The sequence below is a fragment of the Sphingobium fontiphilum genome (genome assembly GCF_014196635.1).
Lineage (GTDB): Bacteria > Pseudomonadota > Alphaproteobacteria > Sphingomonadales > Sphingomonadaceae > Sphingobium > Sphingobium fontiphilum.
Window position 1 is genome coordinate 106,428 of record NZ_JACIEB010000002.1, and the last position, 22,550, is coordinate 128,977.

20 protein-coding genes are annotated in these 22,550 nt (G+C 66.4%); 17 read left to right on the forward strand and 3 right to left on the reverse strand.

Going from position 1 to position 22,550, the window contains the following annotated elements:
- The first annotated feature begins 39 nt into the window (after window positions 1-39).
- The 12 genes from GGR44_RS04825 (at window position 40) to GGR44_RS04880 (ending at window position 12,350) form a co-directional block, all read left to right on the forward strand.
- Window positions 40-1,218 carry a pyridoxal-phosphate-dependent aminotransferase family protein gene (locus tag GGR44_RS04825; RefSeq protein ID WP_183954829.1) on the forward strand — a complete coding sequence of 393 codons (1,179 nt, stop codon included), beginning with the start codon at window positions 40-42 and terminating at the stop codon, window positions 1,216-1,218.
- Between the two features lie 151 nt (window positions 1,219-1,369).
- Window positions 1,370-2,239, forward strand: coding sequence for an allantoinase PuuE (gene puuE / locus GGR44_RS04830; RefSeq protein WP_183954830.1), 870 nt, complete (start codon window positions 1,370-1,372; stop codon window positions 2,237-2,239).
- Window positions 2,236-2,616, forward strand: coding sequence for an oxalurate catabolism protein HpxZ (gene hpxZ / locus GGR44_RS04835; RefSeq protein WP_183954346.1), 381 nt, complete (start codon window positions 2,236-2,238; stop codon window positions 2,614-2,616). Before puuE ends, hpxZ begins: the two co-directional genes overlap by 4 nt.
- On the forward strand, window positions 2,616-3,065 hold the full coding sequence (gene uraD / locus GGR44_RS04840; protein WP_183954347.1) for a 2-oxo-4-hydroxy-4-carboxy-5-ureidoimidazoline decarboxylase: 450 nt from the start codon (window positions 2,616-2,618) through the stop codon (window positions 3,063-3,065). The genes hpxZ and uraD overlap by 1 nt, the downstream gene beginning before the upstream one ends.
- Window positions 3,062-4,498, forward strand: a complete 1,437-nt coding sequence (locus tag GGR44_RS04845) for an NAD(P)-binding domain-containing protein (protein WP_221214280.1) — start codon at window positions 3,062-3,064, stop codon at window positions 4,496-4,498. Before uraD ends, GGR44_RS04845 begins: the two co-directional genes overlap by 4 nt.
- On the forward strand, window positions 4,495-4,827 hold the full coding sequence (uraH, locus tag GGR44_RS04850) for a hydroxyisourate hydrolase (protein ID WP_183954348.1): 333 nt from the start codon (window positions 4,495-4,497) through the stop codon (window positions 4,825-4,827). Before GGR44_RS04845 ends, uraH begins: the two co-directional genes overlap by 4 nt.
- Before the next feature lies 1 nt (window position 4,828).
- Window positions 4,829-6,256, forward strand: a complete 1,428-nt coding sequence (gene xdhA / locus GGR44_RS04855; protein WP_183954349.1) for a xanthine dehydrogenase small subunit — start codon at window positions 4,829-4,831, stop codon at window positions 6,254-6,256.
- The gene (xdhB, locus tag GGR44_RS04860; protein WP_183954350.1) at window positions 6,249-8,558 is read left to right on the forward strand and encodes a xanthine dehydrogenase molybdopterin binding subunit; all 2,310 of its coding nucleotides are present in this window, start codon (window positions 6,249-6,251) and stop codon (window positions 8,556-8,558) included. The genes xdhA and xdhB overlap by 8 nt, the downstream gene beginning before the upstream one ends.
- Window positions 8,555-9,487 (forward strand): xanthine dehydrogenase accessory protein XdhC, encoded by a 933-nt coding sequence (gene xdhC / locus GGR44_RS04865; protein WP_183954351.1) that lies wholly within the window; start codon window positions 8,555-8,557, stop codon window positions 9,485-9,487. The genes xdhB and xdhC overlap by 4 nt, the downstream gene beginning before the upstream one ends.
- Window positions 9,484-10,773 carry a guanine deaminase gene (gene guaD / locus GGR44_RS04870; RefSeq protein ID WP_183954352.1) on the forward strand — a complete coding sequence of 430 codons (1,290 nt, stop codon included), beginning with the start codon at window positions 9,484-9,486 and terminating at the stop codon, window positions 10,771-10,773. Before xdhC ends, guaD begins: the two co-directional genes overlap by 4 nt.
- Window positions 10,770-11,783 carry an adenosine deaminase gene (locus GGR44_RS04875; RefSeq protein ID WP_183954353.1) on the forward strand — a complete coding sequence of 338 codons (1,014 nt, stop codon included), beginning with the start codon at window positions 10,770-10,772 and terminating at the stop codon, window positions 11,781-11,783. Before guaD ends, GGR44_RS04875 begins: the two co-directional genes overlap by 4 nt.
- Before the next feature lie 9 nt (window positions 11,784-11,792).
- The gene (locus GGR44_RS04880) at window positions 11,793-12,350 is read left to right on the forward strand and encodes a nucleotidyltransferase family protein (RefSeq protein WP_183954354.1); all 558 of its coding nucleotides are present in this window, start codon (window positions 11,793-11,795) and stop codon (window positions 12,348-12,350) included.
- On the opposite strand, the gene GGR44_RS04885 is transcribed toward GGR44_RS04880, so the two are convergent.
- The 3 genes from GGR44_RS04885 to GGR44_RS04895 form a co-directional block, all read right to left on the reverse strand.
- Window positions 12,347-12,925, reverse strand: a complete 579-nt coding sequence (locus GGR44_RS04885; RefSeq protein WP_183954355.1) for an LOG family protein — start codon at window positions 12,923-12,925, stop codon at window positions 12,347-12,349. The two genes, GGR44_RS04880 and GGR44_RS04885, sit on opposite strands and share 4 nt — an antisense overlap.
- Window positions 12,926-12,931: 6 nt before the next feature.
- The gene (locus tag GGR44_RS04890) at window positions 12,932-13,462 is read right to left on the reverse strand and encodes a phosphoribosyltransferase (RefSeq protein WP_183954356.1); all 531 of its coding nucleotides are present in this window, start codon (window positions 13,460-13,462) and stop codon (window positions 12,932-12,934) included.
- Window positions 13,463-13,544: 82 nt separating this feature from the next.
- Window positions 13,545-14,486, reverse strand: a complete 942-nt coding sequence (locus tag GGR44_RS04895) for a LysR family transcriptional regulator (protein ID WP_183954357.1) — start codon at window positions 14,484-14,486, stop codon at window positions 13,545-13,547.
- A gap of 131 nt (window positions 14,487-14,617) precedes the next feature.
- On the opposite strand from GGR44_RS04895, the gene GGR44_RS04900 reads away from it, so the two are divergent.
- From GGR44_RS04900 to GGR44_RS04920, 5 genes are all read left to right on the forward strand, one after another.
- Entirely contained in the window at window positions 14,618-15,730 is a 1,113-nt protein-coding gene (locus GGR44_RS04900; protein ID WP_183954358.1) for a purine-nucleoside phosphorylase, read from the forward strand.
- Window positions 15,727-17,292 (forward strand): adenosine deaminase family protein, encoded by a 1,566-nt coding sequence (locus GGR44_RS04905; protein WP_343052296.1) that lies wholly within the window; start codon window positions 15,727-15,729, stop codon window positions 17,290-17,292. Before GGR44_RS04900 ends, GGR44_RS04905 begins: the two co-directional genes overlap by 4 nt.
- A 148-nt stretch (window positions 17,293-17,440) precedes the next feature.
- The gene (locus GGR44_RS04910) at window positions 17,441-19,924 is read left to right on the forward strand and encodes a TonB-dependent siderophore receptor (protein WP_183954359.1); all 2,484 of its coding nucleotides are present in this window, start codon (window positions 17,441-17,443) and stop codon (window positions 19,922-19,924) included.
- A gap of 83 nt (window positions 19,925-20,007) precedes the next feature.
- Window positions 20,008-21,138: a purine nucleoside permease gene (locus GGR44_RS04915; protein ID WP_183954360.1), complete on the forward strand. Its 1,131-nt coding sequence runs from the start codon at window positions 20,008-20,010 to the stop codon at window positions 21,136-21,138.
- Window positions 21,139-21,181: 43 nt separating this feature from the next.
- Window positions 21,182-22,543, forward strand: a complete 1,362-nt coding sequence (locus tag GGR44_RS04920) for an 8-oxoguanine deaminase (protein ID WP_183954361.1) — start codon at window positions 21,182-21,184, stop codon at window positions 22,541-22,543.
- Window positions 22,544-22,550: the final 7 nt, after the last annotated feature.

Below are 22,550 nucleotides of genomic sequence, written 5' to 3' on the forward strand. Positions count from 1 at the left end.
ACCCTCTTCGGCGAGATCGACCCGCCCCAGCGCCTGCTGATGGGGCCGGGGCCGGTCAACGCCCATCCCCGCGTGCTGCGCGCCATGTCGGCCGATCTTCTGGGCCAGTTCGACCCGGAAATGACCGGCTATATGAATCAGGTGATGGCGCTCTATCGCCCGATCTTCGGCACGGCCAATCGCTGGACCATGTTGATCGACGGCACCGCGCGCGCGGCCATCGAAGCGTCGCTGGTCAGCCTCGTCGCGCCCGGCGACCGGGTGCTGGTGGTCAACTTCGGCCGCTTCGGCCTGTTGCTGACCGAAATCCTCAGCCGGATCGGCGCGGTCATCGAAACCGTCGATGCGCCCTGGGGTGAAACCGTGCCTATGGAGGCCATCGCCGCCGCCATCGAACGCACCGCGCCGAAACTGGTCGCGTGCGTCCATGGCGACACGTCGACCACCATGGCCCAGCCGCTCGATGGCCTGGGCGACCTGTGCCGAGCGGCGGGCGCGCTGTCCTATGTCGACGCCACCGCCACCATCGGCGGCATGGAAATCGCCGCTGACCGCTGGGGCGTCGACATCGTCACCGGCGGCCTTCAGAAATGCCTCGGCGGCCCGTCCGGCTCTGCACCGATCACCATTTCCGACGCAGCGGCGGAGCATATCTTCGCCCGCCGACACACCGAAGCGGGCATCCGCATGGCGGGGCTGGAGGATGGCGCGGGGCCGCGCATCGGCTCCAACTATTTCGACCTTGCGATGATCATGGATTATTGGAGCGAAAAGCGCCTCAATCACCATACGGAGGCGACCTCCATGCTCTATGCCGCGCGGGAATGCGCGCGGATCGTCCTGGGCGAAGGGCTGGACGCCCGCTATGCCCGCCACGCCGCCGCCGGGCGGGCGATGACCGCCGGGCTGCGCGCCATGGGACTGACCGTGTTCGGCGCCGACGCCACCCGCATGACCAATGTCACCGGCGTCCATATCCCCCATGGCGTCGATGGCGAAGCGATCCGCCGGATGATGCGCGAAGCCTTCGAGATCGAGATCGGCACCGCCTTCGGCCCGCTGGCGGGCCAGATCTGGCGCATCGGCGCGATGGGCTACAACGCCATGCGGCATAAGGTGCTGCTGACGCTCGGCGCGCTCGAAGCCTGCCTGCTGCGCGAAGGCTTCGCCCTGCCGCCCGGCAAGGCCGTCGCCGCCGCGATGGAGGCTTGGGGATGAAGAGCGCGCGATCTTCCGTCATCCTCCCCCACAGGGGGAGGGAGACCGCCGCCCAAGGCGGTGGTGGAGGGGTATCTCCCTGTCGCGGGGGCGACACCCCTCCGTCAGGCCTGCGGTCCGCGACCTCCCCTGTCAGGGGAGGATGGGCATGATGGCGCGCGACCTCATCGGCTATGGCCCCACCCCGCCCGATCCGCGCTGGCCCGGCGGCGCGAAGGTCGCCGTGCAGTTCGTCGTCAATTATGAGGAAGGTGCGGAGAACAGCGTCCTCAACGGCGACAAGGGCTCCGAAGCCTTCCTGTCCGAAATGGTCGGCGCAGCCAGCCATCCCGCCCGTGCGATGGCGATGGAAAGCCTCTATGAATATGGCGGCCGCGCGGGGTTCTGGCGGCTGTATCGCATATTTACCGAACGGCAATTGCCCGTCACCGTCTTCGGCGTCGCCAACGCCATGGCGATGAACGGCCAAGCGGTCGATGCGATGCTGGCGGCCGACTGGGAAATCGCCAGCCACGGCCTCAAATGGATCGATTATCAATATGTGCCCGAAGATGTGGAGCGCGACCATATCGCGCAGGCCATCGCCATCCACACCCGCCTGACCGGCAGCCGCCCCTTGGGCTGGTATCAGGGCCGCACATCGCCCAACACCGCGCGGCTGGTGCGGGAGGAAGGCGGCTTTATCTACGACGCCGACAGCTACGCGGACGACCTACCCTATTATGCGCAGGGGCAACTCATTGTCCCCTATACGCTCGACGCCAACGACATGAAGATCGTCGCCTATAACGGCTTTACCGAAGGCGAACAGTTCTTCCGCTATCTGCGCGACACGTTCGACCAGCTCCGTGAGGAAGGCGGGCGGATGATGTCCGTCGGCCTGCACGGCCGCATCGCCGGTCGACCCGGCCGCGCCCGCGCGCTCGCCCGCTTCCTCGACCATGTGATCGCCAGCGGCGACGCCTGGGTCGCCCGCCGCATCGACATCGCCCGCCACTGGATGGAGGTTCACCCCCTATGACTATCGACGATCCCGAACTGCTGGCGCAAGTCACCGCCGCCTTCATGGAATATGAGCGCGCACTGATGGAGGATGACATTCCGGCGATGGACGCGCTGTTCCACGAAGCGCCGACCACCAACCGCTATGGCGTGGGCGAAGTCCTCTATGGCATTGAGGCGATACGCGAATTCCGCAAGGGCCGTGGCGGATCGCCGCAGCGCAAGCTGGGGAAGGTCGCGATCACTGTTTACGGCGATTCCTTCGCCACCGCCGACGCCGAATTCTTCCGCGAAAACAGCGACCGGCGCGGCCGCCAGACGCAAAGCTGGGTGAAATTCCCCGACGGCTGGAAAGTCGTCTCCGCCCATGTCTCGCTGGAAGGGAACAGCCACTGATGCCCGCCGGGACCGCCCTGTTCGAACATAGTCCCTGGGTGGAGGCGCGCGCCGACGCGCGGCCGTCCTCCGGCGATCGCTGGGCGGACCTGATGACCGTGGTGCATGATGCGTCCACCGAAGAGCAACTCGCCCTGATCCGCGCCCACCCCGAACTGGCGGGCAAAGCCGCCATCGACGGCACGCTGACGGCGGCGTCGGCGGCGGAACAGGCCTCCGCCGGGCTCGACCGGATGACGCCGGACGAATATGCCCGCTTCCACGACCTCAACGCCGCCTATCGAGCGAAGTTCGACTTCCCCTTCATCATCTGTGTCCGCCTGACCGACAAGGCGGGGATACTCGCGGCGATGGCGGCGCGCCTCGCAAACGACCGCGACGCCGAAATCGCCACGGCCATTGAACAAATCGGCGAAATCGTCCGCCTGCGCCTGAAGGATATGGCATGAGCATGACGCCCACCGACGCCATTGGCCTGCCCGCGCTCGAAGCGCGGCTGCGCCATGATCTCGACCTGATCGGCCATGACCGGCCCGCCTGGGTGCGGCCGCGCAGCCATGACGGCGCGCCGGTGCTGGATGTCGCCATCATCGGCGGCGGGCAATGCGGCCTCGCCACGGCCTTTGGCCTGCGCGCGCAGGGCATCGCCAACGTCCTCATCCTCGACGAAAATCCGGCGGGTTATGAAGGCCCGTGGGAAACCTATGCCCGCATGGTGACGCTGCGCACGCCCAAGACGCTCAATCCCATCGACTATGGCATCCCCTCGCTCACCTACCGCGCCTGGTGGGAGGCGCAGCATGGCGCCGCCGGGTGGGAGGCGGTGGACAAGATCGCGCGGGGCGACTGGATGGCCTATCTGCGCTGGTATCGCGACGTTCTGGCCCTGCCCGTGCGCAACAATGCGCGGCTGGACCTCATCGAACCGATCCCCGACGCCGGGCTGCACCGGCTGCATATCGCGGGCGGCGAGCCGCTGCTGGCGCGCAAGGTGGTGCTGGCGACCGGCATCCAAGGCGGCGGCGAATGGCACACGCCCGCCATGATCCGCGACAACCTGCCCAAATCGCTGTGGGCGCACACCAGCGAGCCGATTGATTTCGCCGCGCTCCGGGGCAAGCGCGTCGCCATATTGGGCGGCGGCGCGTCGGCCTTCGACAACGCCAACCATGCGCTCGGCGAAGGCGTGGCGGCGGCCGAAGTGTTCATGCGGCGCAAGGCGATGCCGCGGATCAACCCCATACGCTTCATGGAACGGGTGGGCTTCGCCGCCCGCTATCCGGCATTGGACGACGCCACCAAATATGCGGTGATGGCGGCGTTCCTCGCCCATAACCAGCCGCCGACCAACGACACGTTCGAACGGGCGGCATCCTGGCCCGGTTTCGCGCTGCATCTGGGGTCGCCCTGGCTGAATGTGGCCGCGAAGGACGGCGGCGTGGAGATCACCACGCCCCATGGCGCCATGATGTTCGACTTCGCGATCATCTCCACCGGCCTGCTGAGCGACCCGGGCCTGCGCCCCGAATTGCGGATGGTGGCGGACGGCATCGCCCGCTGGGCCGACCGCTACACGCCGCCGGACATGGCCAACGCCCTGCTCGACGCCCATCCCTATCTTGGCCCGGCCTTCGAGTTCCTGCCGCGCGACGGGGCGAACGGGGCGATGCTGCATGGCCTGTTCGCCTTCAACTATTCCGCGCTCGCCAGCCTGGGCCTGTCCGCCTCGGCCCTGTCGGGATTACACAATGCGTTGCCAAAGCTGCTGACCGGGGTGGCGGATCAGTTGTTCCTCGATGATCGCGACGCGCTGGTCGCCGACTTCCTCGCCTATGAGGAAGCCGAATTTATCGGTGACTGGCCCAGAGAGGCGGCGGCATGAGCAGCCTTTCCACCCATGTGCTCGACACCGCCCATGGCCGCCCGGCCGCCGGAGTTGCGCTGCAATTGCTGGACGAGGATGGCGATTGCCTGTTCAGCGGCGTGACCGATGCCGATGGCCGCTGTCCCGGCATCCCGCCGCTTGCTCCCGGCCGCTATCATATCGTCTTCGCGGTCGCCGCTTATTTCCGCGCGGCGGGCGTCGACCTGCCCGAACCGCCCTTCCTCGACATCATCGCCATTGATTTCGGCATAGCCAACCCGGACGGCCATTATCATGTGCCGCTGCTCGTCTCGCCCTATGGCTATTCCACCTATCGGGGCAGTTGAAATGAGCGTGCGCTTCATCCTTGACGGCGAGATCGTGGATATCTCCGATGTCGATCCCACCGCCACCCTGCTCGACCATCTGCGCTATCGCATGAGCCGCACCGGCACGAAGGAAGGCTGCGCGGAGGGCGATTGCGGCGCCTGCACCGTGCTGGTGGGCGAACTGGACGCGGACGGAACGCGCGTCGACTGGCGCGCGGTCAACGCCTGCATCCTCTTCCTGCCGATGATTCATGGCAAGGCGCTGCTGACGGTCGAGAGCCTGGCCGATGGCGGCGCGCTCAACCCGTTGCAGGCCTGCATGGCCGCCAATGGCAGTTCGCAATGCGGATTCTGCACCCCCGGTTTCGTCATGTCGCTCTATGGTCGCGCGGTCGGGGCCAGCGGCCATGACCTGCCGGTCGAGGATGTGCTGGCGGGCAATCTGTGCCGCTGCACCGGCTATGGCCCGATATTGGAGGCCGCGGCCACCACCGGCGCGCTGACGCGGGACGATGCGGCGCTGGCCCAACAGTTGCGCGATCTGGCCAGCGGCGAAACGGTGGCGGGGATATATGGCGACCGCCGCTGGTTCGTCCCCCGCACCGCCGACGCGCTCGCCGACCTGCTCGCCGCCCATCCCGACGCGCGCATGGTGGCCGGCGCGACCGATGTGGGCCTGTGGGTGACAAAGGGCCTGCGCGTCATCGACACGCTGATCTTCGTGGGCGACATAGCCGAACTGCGGACCATGGCCGAAACGGACGAGGGCCTGACCATCGGCGCGGGCGTGCGTTATGCGCAGGCCCATGCCGCCTGCGCCCGGCTGCACCCCGACCTTGGCGAACTCGTCCGCCGGATCGGCGGCTTGCAGGTCCGCAACGCTGCGACCATCGGCGGCAACATCGCCAACGGCTCCCCCATTGGCGACGGCCCGCCCGCGCTGATCGCGCTGGGCGCGACGCTCACCCTGCGCAGCCACATGGGGCGGCGGACGATGCCTCTGGAGGATTATTTCCTCGATTATGGCAAGCAGGACCGGCGCAGTTGGGAATATGTGGAAAGCGTCCACATCCCCCGCCCCGCCCCCGACAGCATCGTCCATATCTCCAAATTGTCGCGCCGCTTCGATAGCGATATTTCGGCGGTGTGCGGCGCTTTCCGGCTCGACATGGCCGATGGCGTCGTCACGCAGGCGCGGGTCGCCTTTGGCGGCATGGCGGCGACCCCGCGCCGCGCGCCCTTGTGCGAAGCGGCGCTGACTGGCCAGCCTTTCACCGAAGAGACCATCGCCGCCGCCGCCGATGCCCTGCGCGAAGACTATGCCCCGTTGACCGACGTGCGCGGGACCGCAGCCTATCGGATCGACGCGGCGGTCGGCCTGCTCTGGCGGCTGTGGCACGGCGCGCAGGGCGAGGCGGTGTCGGTGCTGGAGGCGCAGCTTGGCTGATCGCGCCCCCCTCTGGCCCGCCATCGACAAGCCGTCCCATCCGCATGACAGCGCGCATCTGCACGTCATCGGCCTCGCCCGCTATGTCGATGACGGTGCGGAGCCGGCCGACATGCTGCACCTCGCCTTCGGGCAGAGCGAACAGGCCCATGCGCGGATCGCCGCCATGGATTTGTCCGCCGTGCGCGCCGCGCCGGGCGTCGTCGCGGTCTACACCGCCGCCGACATTCCGGGCGCGAACGATGTCAGCCCCATGGCGGGCGATGATCGGCTGCTCGCCGATGGCGAGGTGATCTGCGTTGGCCAGTCGGTCTTTCTGGTCGCCGCGACCAGCCGGGACGCCGCGCGCCGCGCGGCAAGGCTTGGCCGCATCGACTATGAGCCGCTGCCCGCGCTGGTGACGATAGAGGAAGCGCGCGCGGCCGGATCGCTGATCGAACCGACCCAGCGCATGGCGCGCGGCGATGCCGCCGCCGCGCTGGCGACCGCCCCCCGCCGCGCGACCGGCGGCTTCGACATGGGCGGGCAGGATCATTTCTATCTGGAGGGACAGGTCGCCATCGCGACCCCCGGTGAGGATGGCCAGATGCACATCCTCTCCTCCACCCAGCATCCCAGCGAAATCCAGCATCTGGTCGCCCATATGCTCCACCGCCCGTCGGCCGATGTGACGGTGGAGGTGCGCCGCATGGGCGGCGCGTTCGGAGGCAAGGAGACGCAGGCCGCCCTGTTCGCCGCCGCCGCCGCGCTGGTGGCGAGCAAGACCGGCCGCCCGGCCAAGTTCCGCTGCGACCGGGACGACGACATGGCGATGACCGGCAAGCGCCATGACTTCCGCGTCGATTATGATGTCGGCTTCGACGATGAAGGGCGCATCCTGGCGCTGTCGTTGCGCCTCGCCTCGCGCTGTGGCGTAACTGTCGACCTCTCGCCCGCGATCAACGACCGGGCGATGTTCCATGCCGACAATTGTTACTGGCTGCCCGATGTCGAGATCGTCTCCGAACGGCTGAAGACCCATACCGTCTCCGCCACCGCCTTTCGCGGGTTCGGCGGGCCGCAGGGGATGCTGGCGATCGAACGGATCATCGACGATGTCGCCGCGCGCACGGGCCGCGATCCGCTGGCGGTGCGGATCGCCAATCTCTATGGCCCCGATCGCGATGTGACCCCCTACGCCATGCGGGTCGAGGACAATATCGCGCCGCAGATGATCGCCCGGCTGCGCGAAACCGCCCGCTATGACGAGCGGCAGGCGGCGGTGGAGGCGTTCAACGCCCGCAACAATGTCCTCAAAAAAGGGATCGCGCTGACCCCGGTCAAGTTCGGCATCAGCTTCACCACCACCCACCTCAATCAGGCCGGCGCACTGGTCCATGTCTATGCAGACGGGTCGATCCAGATCAATCATGGCGGCACCGAAATGGGCCAGGGCCTCTATATCAAGGTCGCACAGGTGGTGGCGGACGTGTTCGCCGTGCCCGTCTCGACCGTGCGGATCACCGCGACGCGGACGGACAAGGTGCCCAACACATCGGCCACCGCCGCCTCATCGGGCGCCGACCTCAACGGCATGGCGGCTTTTGAAGCCGCAACCACGATCCGCGACCGGCTGGCCGCCTTCCTCGCGCGCACCCATGGCTGCGCGGCGGGCGATGTGCGCTTCACCCCCGATGGCGTGAGGTTCGGCGACCAATGCCTGTCGTTCGCCACCCTCTGCCGCAAAGCGCATATCGGCCGCATATCGCTGTCCTCGACCGGCTATTATGCGACGCCGGGCATCGTTTACGACCGGGAAAGCCACAAGGGCCGCCCCTTCTATTATTTCGCCTATGGCGCGGCGGTCAGCGAGGTCGTGGTCGACACGCTGACCGGCGAGCATAGGGTGCTGGCCGTCGACATTCTCCATGATGTCGGCCGTTCGCTCAATCCCGCCATCGACATGGGCCAGATCGAGGGCGGCTTCCTTCAGGGACAGGGCTGGCTGACGACGGAGGAACTGGTTTTCGACGCCAACGGCCGGTTGCTGACCCATTCGCCCGCCACCTACAAGATTCCCACCGCCTCCGACCGCCCCCGCCATTTCGCCATCCACCTGTGGGATGGCGACAATGTGCAGCCCACCATCAACCGCTCGAAGGCGGTGGGCGAGCCGCCTTTCATGCTGGCGATCTCGGTCTTTTCGGCGCTGGGTCGCACCATCGCCGCGACCGCGCCCGACAAACGCGCCCTGCCCCCGCTCAACGCCCCCGCGACGCCCGAAGCCATATTGCGCGCCATCGCCGGGCATCGCGCCGCATGAGCGACTGGCTCCTCTGGCTGCGCGACATCGCGCCCGCCATGCCCACCGCCATGGTGAGCGTGCTCGCGACCGAAGGGTCCGCGCCGCGCGGGCCGGGCGCGCGGATGCTGGTGACGGCCGATGGCCTGCACGGCACCATCGGCGGCGGCCAACTCGAATATCGCGCCATCGAACAGGCCCGGGCCATATTGGCGCTGCCGCCGGGAAGCTGGCGGGTGCAGGATTATCCGCTGGGGCCGCTGCTCGGCCAATGTTGCGGCGGCCGGGTGCGGCTGCTGGTCGAGCATGTCGACCCGGCGGCGCTGGACTGGCTGGCCGACGCGCGCGACGACCGCGTGCTGGTGTCCACCCTGCGCCCCGGCGCGATCCTGCGCCATGTCAGCGGCCAGGCTCTGCCCGCGCCGATCTCCGCGCGCGGCGACCGCCCGCGCGAGGGCGCGACCCTGGTCGAGGCCATCGGCCAGCACAGCCGCCCGCTCTACCTGTTCGGCGCGGGCCATGTCGGCCAGGCCATCGCCCGCCACGCCACGCCTCTCCCCATCCGCCTCGCCTGGTTCGACACGCGGCCGGTGTTCGAAACCATCGAGGGCGTCGCCATCGTGCCGGAAGCCGCCATCGAACAATGCGTGGACGAAGCGCCCGATGACGCCGCCATCCTGATCCTGACGCACGATCACGCGCTCGATTACCGGCTGACGCTGGCGGCGTTGCGGCGCGGCCCGGTCGCCTTTGTCGGCCTGATCGGATCGGCGACCAAGCGGGCGCGCTTCCTTTCCCGCCTGACCGGCGACGGCATCGCGGACGAAGCCCGCGCGCGCCTCACCTGCCCCATCGGCGTGTCGGGCATCACCGGCAAGGAGCCTGACGTCATCGCCATCGCCGCGCTCGCGCAGATATTGCAACTGGGGCGGGAAAGGCGGGCGGCATGAGCGTCCGGGCCTTTCGCGGCGCCATTCTCTCCGTCCCGCACGACCCCGCCCATGCGCGGCAAACCGTGCGCCATGAGCCGGACGGGCTTCTGCTGGTCGAGGACGGCATAATCGTTGCGCGCGGCCCCTATGCCGACCTTGCCGAACGCCATCCCGGCGTCGCGGTCGAGGCCCTGCCCGGCCTGATCGTCCCCGGCTTCATCGACGCCCATGTCCATTATCCGCAGATGGACCGCATCGCCGCCCATGGCGAACAATTGCTCGACTGGCTCGACCGGCACATCTTCCCCGCCGAAACGGCCTTTGCCGACCGCGCCCATGCCGACCGGGCAGCGGCCCTGTTCCTAGGCGAATTGCTGCGCAACGGCACGACCAGCGCGCTCGTCTTTCCAACCGTCCACGACCATTCGGTCGACGCCCTGTTCGAAGCCGCGCTGGCCCGCGACATGCGGATCGCGTCGGGCAAGGTGCTGATGGACCTTGGCCCGCAAGGGCTGTGCGACACGGTGAAAACCGCGCGCGAGGCCAGCGAGGCGCTGATCCGCAAATGGCGGGGGCGCGGGCGCCTGAGCTATGCGGTGACGCCGCGTTTCGCCCTCACCTCTTCCGACGCGCAGTTGCAGGTGGCGGGCAACCTGATCGCCGCCCATCCCGACGTGCTGATGCACACGCACCTTGCCGAAAATGAGCGGGAATGCGCAGCGGTTGCGGCGCGCTTCACCGACGCCATAGACTATCTCGACGTCTATGACCGCTTCGGCCTTGTCGGCCCCCGGTCGGTCTTCGCCCATGGCATTCACCTGTCCGACCGCGCCTGCGCCCGCATGGCGGAAAGCGGCTCGGGCATCGCCGTCTGCCCGACCTCCAACCTGTTCCTGGGTTCAGGCTTTTTCGATTTCACGCGGGCCGCCGCCCATGGCGTGAAGCTCGGCCTAGGCACAGACATCGGCGCGGGCACCAGCTTTTCGATGCTGCACACCGCCGGCGTCGCCTATCAGGCGGCGTTGATGCGGGGCTATCGCCTCGACCCGTTCCGCGCGCTTTACCTCGCCACCGCAGGCAGCGCCGCCCTCCTCCACATCGGCGACCGCGTCGGCGCGCTGGAAGTGGGGCAGGAGGCCGACTTCGTCCTGCTCGATCCCGCCGCCACACCGCTGCTCGCCCGGCGCACGGCGGGCGCGACCCTTGCCGAAACCCTGTTCGCGCTTCAGATATTGGGCGACGACCGCGCCGTCGCCCGCACCTACATAATGGGGCAATGCGCGTGGAACAGGGATGCAGCATGACCGACCTCGACGCCTTCATCACCGGCCTGCCTAAGGCGGAACTGCACCTGCATATCGAGGGCAGCCTGGAGCCCGACCTCATGTTCGCGCTGGCACGTCGCAACGGTGTCGCCATCCCCTACGCCAGTGTCGATGAAGTCCGCGCCGCCTATGATTTCGGCAATCTTCAGGACTTCCTCGACATCTACTATGCCGGGGCCGACGTGCTGCGAACGCGCGCCGATTTCCGCGATCTCGCCGCCGCCTATTTCGATCGCGCCGCCGCCGACGGCGTCGTCCATGCCGAAATCATGTTCGATCCCCAGACGCACACGGCGCGCGGCATCCCCTTTGCCGATGTGATCGAAGGGCTGCTCGACGCCATGGCCGACGCGCAGGCCCGCCATGGCATGACCAGCGCCCTCATCATGAGCTTCCTGCGCCACCTGAGCGAGGAGGAGGCGTTCGCGACGCTGGCGCAGGCGCAGCCATGGCTCGACCACATCATCGCGGTCGGCCTCGATTCCTCCGAACTTGGCCACCCGCCCGAAAAATTCGCCCGCGTCTTTGCCGCCGCCGCCGAAAAGGGGCTGAAACTGGTCGCCCATGCCGGGGAGGAAGGGCCGCCGGACTATGTGTGGCAGGCGCTCGACCTGCTCCATGTCGACCGCATCGACCATGGCAACCGCGCGCTGGAGGATGGCGCCCTGATCGACCGGCTGGCGGCGGAGGGGATGACGCTGACCGTCTGCCCCCTTTCCAACCTGAAACTGTGCGTGGTCGGCGATCTGGCCGATCATCCCATCGACGGGATGCTGGAACTGGGATTGAAAGCCACCGTCAATTCCGACGATCCGGCCTATTTCGGCGGCTATGTCGCCGACAATTACCGCGCCATCGCCGCCGCGCGGGGCCTGAACAAAGACGATCTCGCCGCCCTCGCCCGCAACAGCTTCACCGGCTCCTTCCTGCCCGCCGACGCGGTGGCGGGCCATCTGGCGCGCATCGACGCCTATAGGGCGGCGCAATGATCCGCGATCATGGCGCTGGAGCCTGATCTTGCCGCGCTGATCGCGGGCGACGCGCACCGGATGATCGCGCTGGAGGCGGCGCGCGCGCTTCGCCTGCCGGACGGATGGATCGGCGCGGGCTTCGTGCGCGATGCGGTGTGGGATCATCTCCACGGCCTGCCCCCGCAAGCCCCGGTCGGCGATGTAGACCTGCTCTGGTTCGATCCCGCCCGCATCGACCCGGAGGAGGACGCGGCGCTGGAGCAACGGCTGCGCGCCATGGCGCCGCAATTCGACTGGTCCGCCCGCAATCAGGCGCGGATGCACATCCGCAACGGCGACCGCCCCTATCGCGAAGTCGCCGACGCCATGACCTACTGGCCCGAAACCGCCACCATGGTCGCCGTCCGCCTGAACAATGCGGGCAAGGTGGAAATTAACGCCCCGCTCGGCCTCGATGACCTGTTCGTGCTACGGCTGACGCCCGGCGCGCATTTCCGCACGACACGCCGCCCGATATTCGACGCGCGGGTGGCGGAAAAAAACTGGCTCACCCGCTATCCGCGCCTGCGCATTCCGGTGGGTTAAAGATCCTCCTCGTCCAGCCAATGCTCGGTGCGCGGGGGCAGATATTGGGCGATGCGGTCCAGCATCACTTCGGGGTCTTTTTCGACCAGCAACATCGCGCGATGTTCGGGTTTCAGGAAGCCTTCGGCCACGACATGGTCGATAAAGCCCGACATGCCGCTGTAAAATCCGTTCACGTCCAGCAACCCGACGGGCTTGGCGTGATAGCCAAGCTGCGACCAGCACCAGGCTTCGAACATTTCCTCGAACGTGCCGATGCCGCCCGGCAGGGTGACGAAGCCGTCGGCCAGCTTCGCCATCATCGCCTTGCGCTCGTGCATGGTCTGGACGACGTGCAGTTCGGTGATGCCCTGATGGTCATGCTCGCGCGCGCGCAAGGCTTCGGGGATGACGCCGATCACCTCGCCCCCCGCCGCGCAGGCCGCATCGGCCACCGCGCCCATCAGGCCGACGGTGCCGCCGCCATAGACAAGGCCGATGCCCCGCTTCGCCAGCAATGTGCCGAACGCTTCGGCCGCTTCGCGATAAACGGGCGAGCGGCCGGGCGACGACCCAAGATAGACACATATCCGCATGAGCGATCAGGCCAGCCGTTCGGGAACGGACAGGGCTTCCTCAACGATGGTCTCGTTGGCGCCCATCGCTTCCCACGGGAAAACGAACCAGCGCTTGTCCTCGTCCCGGTCGATCATGTCTGCCCAATAATCGACGCAGGCGCGCGAGCGGCTGTTGTTGAGCAGCACGGCGAAACGCAGATTGCTCGCCTCGCACCCATTGTCGCCCAGCAGGCCGCGAATATAGTCGATGGTGCCGCCGCTGTCGTTGATGTCGTCGACGAACAGCAACCGCGTGCCCGCCACGCTCTTCGCCGCGACCTTGCCCAGCAACTCGTCGGCGAAACCCGGCACCTTCGAACTATGGTCGATGGATAGCATCGGCAGCTTCAGCCAGTGCGAGATATAGACGGCGGGGACCAGCCCGCCCCGGCCGATGCCGATGATGAAATCGGGCCTCCATTCATCAGCCCCCACCTTGCGCGCGACGGTGCGCACATCGGTCAGGAAGTCGTCATAGGCGATATAGTGGAGTTGGGGTTCGGCAGCGCTGCTCATAGATCGCGAATCCAGTCACGATGAAGATGGGACGATCCTTTCGCCTAATCATTCTTCCGCACCGGGGCAATCGACCCTCTCGCTAGAGATCGGCCTCGACCAACGGTTCCATGGATGCGGGGTAGCTGAGTTCCGCAAAGCCGTTTTCCAGCTCGCCCAGCACGATCCCCGCAGCATAGGATGGCGTGCGCGGCGTCGCCGTGCACAGCGCCAGCGTCATCGGCCGCAAAATGGGGTCCGAAATCCGGGTGAAGGACAGCAGCCCGCGCCGCACCTCCGTTATCACGTCCAGCGACGTCAATATGCCGATGCCCGCGCCCTGAAGCACCAGCGACGTCACCATCTGGATATTGTCCGACGTCACCGCCCTGTCCATCACGACGCCGCTCGTCCCCTCCAGCACCGCGATCTGCTGGCACACGGCCAGCGGCTCGCCCGGCACGATCAGCGCCGATCCCACGCCGGCGGAAAAACGCGCCTCGCGCTGGCGGCCGAACGGGTGCCCGGCGGGCGTCAGGAAGCCCAGCACCACCTCGACAAAGGCGCGCACGGTCAGGTCGCGGAAGGATTGCGGTTCGAACAATATGCCGAAATCCACCGAACCATTGTTGATCGCCGCGCGCACCGCGTCATTTTCCAGCACCTTGACGCCGATGGTGATGCCGGGATAACGGCTCTGGATCGACGTGATCGCGCGCGGGATATAACCCTTGGCCAGCGCGTCAATAATGGCGATGTCGACATGGCCGCGTTTCAATCCGCGCAGGTCGGCGATCTGCGCCCGCACGTCGATCAGGTTCTTCTGCCATCGCGCGCCCGCCGCCATCATGATCTCGCCCGCCGCCGTCAGCCGCAGGCCGGTGGGCAGCCGTTCGAACAGCGGCATCCCCAGGTCCGCTTCCACATTCAATATCTGGCGGTCGATGGCGGACGCGGAGATATTGAGTTCGTCCGCGGCCTTGCGAATGGAGCCCAGCCGGCCGACCGCCATGAAGTAGCGCAGGAAGCGTGAAAAGGCTGGCATTTACCCACTCTAATTTTTGCAACACTCCGTCGAGTTCATTGCGTTTGATCGCAGCAGGTCAAGCCCCTAGTTGCAGCGCACACAAGAATTTTCGGGGTGACAGGGTGAAAACAGGAGCCTGGATCGGAAGGATGGCGCGCGCGCTGGCGGACGCTGCTTTCCTGTCCCTTTCGGTCGCCGCCCCCATCCATGCCGCGGAACCGCCCGTTTCCGCCATTGCCGCCGTCACGCCCATTCCGGTCAAGGTGATCGTCATCGCCAATTTCGAACCGGGCGAGGACAAGGGCGATGCGCCGGGCGAATTCCAGCTCTGGGCGGAACGCGAAAATCTGGACGAAGTGATCCCGATTAGGGGCGCGTTGCACCCGCTGCGCCGCAATGCGGCCGGGCTGTACGGCATGGTCTGGGGCAGTCCCGACACGATGCTGGGCGGCGTCGCGGAACAGTTGATGGCCCTGCTGCTCGACCCGCGCTTCGATTTCACCAGAACCTACTGGCTGTTCACCGGCATTTCGGGCGTCGACCCGGAACTCGCGTCGGTGGGCAGCGCCGCCTGGTCGCGCTGGGTGGTGCAGGGCGACACGCTGCGCGAATTTGACGACCGCGAAACCCCGAAGGACTGGCCCTATGGCCTGTTCGCCATCGGCGCCGACGCGCCGAACAAGCTGCCCGCCGCGACGCAGGATTTCGCGGGCTTCACCGACACCGGCAAGCTCGCCATGGCGATCAGCCTCAACCAGTCGCTGGCGCAGTGGGCTTTCGACATGACGAAAAATGTCGCCATCCCCGATTCGCCCGCCCTGCAAAAGGCGCGCGCCGCCTGGAAAGGCTATCCCAACGCGCAAAAACCGCCCTTCGTGCTGATGGGCGAAACGCTGGGCGCGCTGCGTTACTGGCACGGGCCGGGCCGCACCCAATGGGCGCGCGACTGGGTAAAGCTGTGGACCGGCGGCAAGGGCCGCTTCGCCATGACCAACATGGAAAGCCAGTCGCTGGCGGGAACAATGGCGATCGCCGCCAAACAGGGCCTTGTCGACATGAACCGGGTGCTGGTGCTGCGCACGGGCAGCAACCCGTCCATGCCGCCGCCCGGCGTTTCCGCCGTCGATAGCGTCGCGGATGAAGGCGCGGGGCAGGTCGCCGCCTATGAAGCCAATTACCGCGTCGGCGCGCCGGTCATCCACGAACTTCTGGTCCATTGGGATCGTTACAAAGACGCCATTCCCGGAACTCCAACTCCGTGAGGCGCGGCCTGATCGCCACATTGACGGCGCTCAGCGCCCTGACGCCGACGGTCGCGCGGGCCGAAACGGCGGGCGAACGCGCCGCCGCCACGCTCCTTCAGCAAATTGCCGACAGCCCCACGGCGCTCCGCATCTTCCTCAAACCCATGCCCAAGGGCGGCGACCTGCACAATCATCTGGGCGGCAGCGTGTGGGCGGAGGATTATCTGCGCTGGGCGGCCGAGGCGGGGCTATGCGCGTCGCAGGCGCTGGACCGCATCACGCCCCCGCCCTGCCCGCCCGAACGGACGGTGCGGCATCTGGGCGAACGCGATTCGCTCGCTTATGACAGGCTGATCGACGCGCTGTCGACGCGCGGCTGGCAACAGGGCGTCGGCGCGAACGATGTCGCGGGCCACAGCCAGTTCTTCGCCAGCTTCGAACGCTTCGGCCCCGCCAGCGACCGGGTCCATGGCGGCGCCATGGCGGTGACGCTGCAAAATGCGGCGGGCGACCGGGTCGGCTATGTCGAACTGATCCACAATCCCGCCGCGCTGATCGCGGCCACGCTGGCCCCCGATGAAACGCCGCTGACCGTCGAAGGCCTAGCCGCCTTCTACCGCCGCGAAAGCGCCGCCATCGCCCCGGTCGTCGATCAGGCGATGGCGCAACTCGACCGGACCGAAGCCGCCGCGCGCAAGGAAATGGGCTGCGACGGCAAGGGCGCCGATGCCGGCTGCGCCGTCGCCGTCCGCTATCTGGCCTGGGGCTGGCGCGACCTGCCCCCCGCGCAAGCGTTCCGTTCGCTGATCCTCGCCTTCGCCCTGGCCGACCGCGACCCGCGCTATGTCGGCATCAACATCGTCCAGCCTGAAGACTGGGTGATCGCCCTGCGCGATTATGATCTGCACATGGCGATGATCCGCTTTTTGGGCGAACGCTATCCGCGCGTCCATCGCACACTTCACGCGGGCGAACTCGCCTTCGGGCGCGTGCCGCCCGCCGCCCTGCGCGATCATATCCGCAAGGCGATTGATGCAGGCGCGCAGCGCATCGGCCATGGCGCCGCCATCGCGCTGGAGGACGACGCGCTGGCGACGATGGATCGCATGGCGCGCGAGGGCGTCGCCGTCGAAATCAACCTGACCAGCAACGCCGTCATCCTGGGCTTGAAAGGCGCGGAGCATCCTCTCGCCCTCTATCGCAAGCTGGGCGTTCCGGTCGCCCTGTCGACCGATGACGAGGGCATTTTGCGGACCGACATGACGCAGGAATATGCCCGCGCCGTGGGCGAACAGGGGCTGGGCTATGCCGACCTGAAGGCCATGGCGCGCGCCAGCCTCGAATATGCTTTCGTCGCGGGCGACAGCCTCTGGGCCGATGGCAGGGTCGGCGCGCCGGTCGCCGCCTGCGCGCCGTCGCTCGAGGCGGCGGCCTGCAGGGCGCTGGTCGACCATAGCGCCAAGGCGAAGCTCCAATGGATTCTCGAACAACAATATCGTCAATTTGAAGAGGTTATCGTTCCCGCTCAGGCAAAAATGCTGGGCAGAACGCATGAAGACAAGAACGCGACCGTCCCATGAGTTTTTCTTTGCAGTGCAGCGACTGCAATATTACGATGACGCATCGCAACATAAAAGATGGAAGCAGGAGAGGCGGACAGCGGGTCACTGACAGGTGAAGCCGAAGCAACAAAATCGGTTTTCTCGGTCATTCAAGGGGGTTATTTCGATGAAAAAAGATCAGCTTAAGCATGATGACTTCTCCACTGCGGCGCAGCATGTCCGCATTCGCAAACCGATGCTGGCGCTGGCGGCGGGCCTGCTCTCCTGCACCGCGCTGACGACGCAGGCCTGGGCGCAGGAACCCGCCCCGGAAGGCGAAGGCGAGGACATCGTCATCACCGGCGCGCTCGACGCGCTGCCGGTCAAGAATGTCGGCTCCATCTTCGGCTTCGACAAGACCATCGTCGAAACGCCGCGCTCGGCCTCGACCATCTCCAGCGAACAGATCGAACGCTTCGGCATCAACGACATTTATGATCTGGTCGCGCAGGCACCCGGCACCTTCACCAACAGCTTCTTCGGCGTCGGCGGCGCGCTCGACATTCGCGGCACGCCCGGCGAAGTCTATTTCCGGGGCATGCGCCGGCTCGACAACCCCGGCAACTATCCCACGCCCATCGCCGCGTCCGACCGCATCGACATCGTGCGCGGCCCCGCTTCGCCCATCTATGGCCCGTCCAAGACCGGCGGTTACATGAACTTCGTGCCCAAATCGGCGCGCGTCGCCGACGGCAAGCTGGCCAGCAAGGCTTCGGGCGAACTCAGCTACACCCGCGGCAGCTGGGACATGAACATCTTCAAGGGCAATATCTCCGGCCCGCTCAACATCGGCGGTCAGGAATTCGGCTACAGCCTGTTCGGCCAATATGAGGATGACGGCAGCTATTACCGCAACATGGGAACCAAGCAGACGGTCCTTCAAGCCTCGTTCGACACCGACCTGTCCGACCATGTCCGCATCGAATGGGGCGGCCAGTATCAGAATTTCAAGGGCCAGCAAAATGGCGGCTGGAACCGTCTGACCCAGGATCTGGTCGACAACGGCACCTATATCACCGGCCAGGCCCAGCCGCTCGACACCGACGGCGACGGCCAGATTTCGCAGGGCGAAATCAACGCCGTGATCCCCGGCGGCAATTCGATCTTCGGCAATTTCACCTGCCCGGACAGCAGCTTCAGCCCCTTTGCGACAGGCTTTACCGACGCCTGCTTCACCGAAACCTATCCCTCGCTGGCGCTGACCAACACCGGCACCGCCAAGCTCAGCCGCCGCAACACGCTGACCGGCAAGGACGACAAGCTCATCAACCGCGGCACGGCGCTCTATTTCGACGCCATTTACACCGCCGACAGCGGCTTTGAGCTGAAGAACCAGCTCTTCTACGACAGCTACGAAAATCTCAACGAAAACGCCTATGGCTTCTCGCAATTCCACGATAGCTGGGTGATCGAGGACAAGATCGTCGCGTCCAAGACGTTCGAAAACAGCGCGGGCAAATTCGCGTTCCAGCTTTCGCCGTCGGTGCGCTACACCAAGTTCAAGCATGGCGACGACTTCAACTATGAATATTTCCACCGCGTCGACCTGACCGTGGGTTATGACGCGCTGTCGGATCGGCTGCTGTCGACCGAATGCGACTGCAACTACACCAACAATGTCGTCGGCCATTATTCCGACCTCGCATTCGCCGGTCTGGCCAACCTCGACTTTGCCTTCGGCCTCGATCTGACCCTGGGCGCCCGCTACGACTATTTCGACGTGAAGGCGACCAACCTCACGACCAAAATGGAGCCTGCGGCGATCCCGGCGATCAATATCGGCAGCGGCAGCAAGGGCGCATGGTCCTATTCGGCCAGCGCCTCCTACGAACTGCCCTTTGGCCTCATCCCCTATGCGACGATCGCCAAGCAGTCGGTCGTGATCGCCGGTCAGGGCGCGGAAATCTATCCCGATCTGGCGGCCACCAACAGCTTCATTTCGGCGTCCAAACTCTATGAAGCGGGCCTGAAGGGCAGCTGGCTGGACAACACGCTCTATGCCGCCGTTTCAGTCTACAAACAGAAGCGCAACGACTTCAACATCCAGTCCATCACCGTCAACCAGGCGGTCGAGACCAAGGGTCTGGAGGCGGAATTCCGCTGGTCGGTCGATCGCCACCTGCTCATCACCGGCGCCTATACGCATACCAATGTGTATAATCTGACGGCGCTCAACGATGGCGTGCTGTTCAGCTTCTTCGGCATCGAGGATCTGACGAACGTATCCGATCCGACCCTGTATCTGGGCGGCCAGCCCATCGGTCTGGTGCCGATCGCCAGCAAGAGCGATTCGAAGCGCGCGGGCATCCCCGAAGACATGTTCTCGGCGACCGCCACCTATGCGTTCGACTTCGGCCTCGCCCTGTCGGCCAGCGCGGTGCATGTCGCCTCGGTCTATTCGGGCCAGAGCCAGGCGGTGAAGCTGCCCTCCTACACCACGGTGGACCTGGGCGCCTCGTTCGAAACCGGGCCGTTCCTGTTCCGCGTGGTGGTGAAGAACGCGACCAACGAGAAATATTTCCGCGCCAACTTCACCGAATTGTTCGGCAGCACCATCGTCCTGCCCGAAAAGCCGCGCAGCTTCCAGGCGTCGGCCGTCTACAAATTCTGATGTTGCATCATGGGGGCGTCGGCCGCGTGTCGCCGCCCCCATTTTCCTGACTTCCCCCAATGATGAAAAGAGCGTCGCGCCCGATGACCTTCCAGCCCCGCTCGATGCTGATCGCCCTTGCCAGCCTGTTCAGCCTGTCGCTCGCGCAACCGGGCATGGCCACAACAGCCACGCCCGTCACCGCCGCCGATGTCGCCGCCACCATCGCCGCCTGCGCGCCGGGCGCGGCCTGCGCCAAACCCCTGCCCGTCCGTATGGTCATCGTCACCCTGTTCGAAATCGGCGCGGACAGCGGCGACAAGCCGGGCGAGTTCCAGTTGTGGAAGGAACGGCGCAAACTCGACGTTCGCATCCCCTTCCCCCAGTCGCACCATGATCTATATTACAACCCCGACACCCAGGTCTTGGGCATCGTCACCGGCATGGGGAATATCAAATCGGCGACCGCCACCATGGCGCTGGGCCTCGACCAGCGGTTCGACCTTTCCAAAGCCTATTGGCTGGTCGCGGGCATTGCCGGGATCGACCCGGAGGACGCCTCCATCGGCTCGGCGGCCTGGGCCCATTATCTGATCGACGGCGACCTGTCGCATGAGATCGACCCGCGCGAAATCCCCGCCGACTGGAAAACCGGCTATTTCCCGCTGCACAGCAAGGGGCCGAACGACCCCAGCCCGCCGGTCGGCCAGGGCGAAGTGTTCGAGGCGAACGTCGCCCTGCGCGACTGGGCCTATGATCTGACCAAGGACATGACATTGCCCGACGACCCATCGATCCAAAAGGAGCGCGCCCGCTTCACCAGCCATCCCAAGGCGCAACTGCCCCCCTTCGTGCTGAAGGGCGACCAGCTTGCCGCCATGACCTTCTGGCATGGCAAGCTGTTGACCGACTGGGCCAATGGCTGGGTGGATTACTGGACGCAAGGCAAGGGCGAGTTCGTCACCTCCGCGATGGAGGAGACGGGCACGTTCCAGGCGATCACCTATCTCGACAAGATCGGCCGGGTCGACAAGGACCGGGTGATGGTGCTGCGCGCGGGCAGCAATTTCACCATGCCCCCGCCCGACGACAATGCCGCCCATTATCTGCTCAGCGAAAATGAAGGCTATGCCGGCATGACCGCCGCGCTCGAAAGCCTTTATGCCGTGGGGTCGAAGGTGGTCGATGAAATCCTGAACCATTGGGATCGTTACGAACAGGCGCCGCCGCGATGATAGCCCCTCCGCGCCGCCACCCACCAAACCGGGCGTCGCGCGGATGAGCCTGACCGTCATCACCCATGCCGACGCTCTCGTCTGCATGGATGACGCCCGGCGCGAAATCGCCGATGGCGCCATCGCCTTTCGCGAAGGCATGATCTGCGCAGTCGGGACGACCACGGACCTCGCGCCGCTGATCGAACAGGCGGACGAGGCCATCGACGCGCGCGGATGCGTGGTGACGCCCGGCCTCGTCAACACCCACCATCATCTCTACCAGACGCTGACCCGCGCCCTGCCCGGCGCGATCAACGCCCCGCTCTTCGGCTGGCTCAAGACGCTCTATCCCATCTGGGCGCGCTATCGGCCGCAAGATGTGTTCGCCGCCACCCAATTGGGGCTGGCGGAGCTGGCGCTGTCGGGCTGTTCCTTAAGTTCCGACCATCTCTACCTCTTCCCCGATGGCGTGACGCTGGAAGACAGCATCCACGCCGCGCAGGGGATCGGCATCCGTTTCCATGCGACGCGCGGCGCGATGAGCGTGGGCGAAAGCGACGGCGGCCTGCCCCCCGACAGCCTGGTCGAACGCGAGCCCGCCATATTGAACGACGCCATCCGCCTGATCGACCGCTATCACGACGCCGCCGACGGCGCGATGCTGCGCATCGGAGTCGCGCCCTGCTCGCCCTTTTCCGTCAGTCAGGGATTGATGCGCGACGCCGCCCTGCTGGCGCGCGACAAGGGCGTCATGCTGCACACCCATCTGGCCGAAGACGCCGATGACGTCGCCTTCTCGCTCGCGCGCTTCGGCTGTCGCCCCGGCCAATATGCCGAAAATCTGGGCTGGACCGGGCCGGATGTGTGGCACGCCCATTGCGTGCAACTGGACGGGCAGGAAATCGACCTGTTCGCCCGCACCCGCACCGGCATCGCCCATTGCCCCGGCTCCAATTGCCGCCTTGGCTCGGGCATCGCGCCGGTCCGCGCCATGGTCGACCGGGGCGTGCCGGTCGGGCTGGGCGTCGACGGCTCTGCCTCCAACGACAGCGGCCATTTGCTGAACGAAGCGCGGCAGGCTTTGCTGATGCAGCGCGCCATCGGCGGCCCGGCGGCGTTCGACCCGCGTCAGGCGCTTTATCTGGCGACGCGCGGCGGCGCGGCTGTGCTGGGCCGCCAGGACTGCGGATCGCTGGAACCGGGCAAGCGCGCCGACATCGCCATCTGGGACGTGTCGGACATCCCCTCCATGGGCGCGTGGGACAAGGTGGCGGGCCTCATCCTCTCGCCTCCCGCGGGCGTCCTCGACCTGATCGTCGAAGGGCGCGCCGTGGTGCGCGAAGGCGAACTTGTCCGCGTCCAGCGCGCCGCCGTGCTGGGCGCCGCGCGCCAGTCCCTCGACCGGCTGATGGCGCTCGCCTGATGCCTCA